At 69.0% G+C, this 1,947-nt stretch carries 1 protein-coding gene and 2 pseudogenes; 2 read left to right on the top strand and 1 reads right to left on the bottom strand.

From position 1 onward, the window contains the following. Positions 1-699: pseudogene (locus tag AC08OV_RS18290) on the top strand (hypothetical protein); the annotation flags it as partial. Positions 700-724: 25 nt separating this feature from the next. Continuing rightward, positions 725-952: pseudogene (locus AC08OV_RS18285) on the top strand (IS607 family transposase); the annotation flags it as partial. 86 nt (positions 953-1,038) lie between these two features. On the opposite strand, the gene AC08OV_RS18280 reads toward AC08OV_RS18285, so the two are convergent. Beyond that, positions 1,039-1,803, bottom strand: coding sequence for a PIG-L deacetylase family protein (locus AC08OV_RS18280; protein ID WP_476620001.1), 765 nt, complete (start codon positions 1,801-1,803; stop codon positions 1,039-1,041). Positions 1,804-1,947 lie beyond the last annotated feature (144 nt).

Here is a 1,947-nt window from a genome sequence, read left to right as displayed (position 1 = left end):
GTCAGCGGTTTCTTCGTCGGCCTGGCGCTCAACCTCGGCCTCGCCACCCTCACCGCCCTGCTGTGGGGGGGCGCCAAGAGACACGCGACCAGCGCCCTGGCATTGACAGCGGGCCTGATCATGGTAGGAGCAGGGTTCTTTCTCATGCTGGCGGTGGCAATCGGTGGGCTGATCCTCCGTCCCGATGCCAAGCTCTTCCCCGAGCGCGGGGACGACTTCTTCCCCCACCTCGTGGAGAGGACCGTACGGGTCGCGTTCTATGGGGCGGCGATCGCGCTCGGCCTGCTTCTCTCCGACGGAATCGCCTTTGTGCACGGGGCCGCTCTAGGAGCCGCAGCCTTCGCCGCACAGGGTCTCGTCGGCTACCTTCTCACCCACCGCATGTCCCGACGTGACCGGGTTTATCTGGCCGCTTCCCAGCAGAACGGCATCACGAGCATCGTGCTGTCCCTGGCCTTGGAGCCGGCGATTCCCGGGGTCGCCGCCATCGTCGCTCCGGCGGTCGTCACCATCAACCTGCTGCACTGGCTGATCAATCGCTGGATCGACACCAGGCCGACCGTCTTCGGAATCACCGGAGCGGACGACGCGGCCTTCGACGACCGCGGCCTTCGACGACCGCGGCCTTCGACGACCGCGGCCTGCCGCTGCGGGAGATGTCCCCGCGGGGCAGCGACCTGCTGGCTTTTGAGTAAGTGATGTGTGAGTGAACTTGAAGCAGTGAGCGGAGCGTGAGGGTGTCCACTACGTCACCGCTTACCGCTGGTTTCGGGAAGGGAAGCTGCCCGTACCGGCGCGCCGGGTCGGGCGGCTGATCCTGGTCGAGCCGTCCGCCGTCGAACGCCCCACGGGAGCCGTCGCGGTGTACGCGCGGGTCTCCTCCGCCGGCCAGTACCCCGGCCTCGACCGGCAGGTTGCCCGTGTCACCGCATGGGCAACCGGACGTGAGCTCGAAGACCCGCTCCGGCTGTAGGGCCGCCATCCGGCAACAGGTGGCTGCGAGCAAGGGGCCTACTCATGCTTCATGACTCGCAACGGTCAGACGAAGACCGTCTCGGCTGGGCGCAGGAGCCGCGCCAGGGCCTCGGCCGGAAGCACCGCAGCATCGGCCGGATGGGCTGAAAGCGGGGCAATCTGGGTGCGGTAGCAGTCGACCGCTCGCTGCTTGGCCCGCTGCACATCGACAGGAAGATGCACCCGTCGCGCCCTGGCCCAGGGAACTCGCGGGTCGTCCGGCACCGCCCAGTGCCAGGTCCAGACGGGGTACTCGAGCAGCCGGGTGCCCGTCCGCGCGGCGGCGATCTCCGCCGCCCGACCCGTCGCCTCATGATCTGGATGACGATCCCCGGCATACGTTGCGAGCAGCCACCCGTCGGCGGTGAGCAACGCTTCCAGCTGGTCGGCCAACAGCTCCTCGTGCCCGGCGACCCGCCCGTCGCGCAGGCCGACCCGATGCACCGGCACCTGGGCCAGTCCGAGTTCGGCGAGAGCGGAATGCTGTTCCGCCACCCGTCGCCGCGCAAGCTCGGCCGGCGACAGCGTCGGAGATCCGGGATGGGATGCGTCACCGTCGGTTACCGCAACAACGGTGAGCGGCACGCTCAGCGTGGACAGGATGGTCATCAGGCCACCGATGCCCAGCACCTCATCGTCCGGGTGGGGAGCCACGATCACCGCGTTCGTGGGCGGAACGGTCAGATCCAGCTCCGCCCACCCCGGATCCCATCCCTGCCAGACCGATTCGGGGGTCCCGCTGTCGTCGGCGAAGGGCCGACGCTCGTCCGCCACGCGTTCCTCCTGCATCGTTCTTCCATACGGCATACAGCGCGGCACCGCACGGACATCGGTGCAGTCATCGGCAACGCCACACGCACGGGGCGGCGTGGCGCGCCCACGACGCCGGCCGGCACCATCACAGCCCATCCTCCGGGCACAGCCCCACCCTCC

This window comes from Frankia sp. CeTa3Moorea, assembly GCF_978021225.1.
Note: the sequence above shows the minus strand (reverse complement) of the source record. Positions and strands in the feature narration are given on the sequence as shown.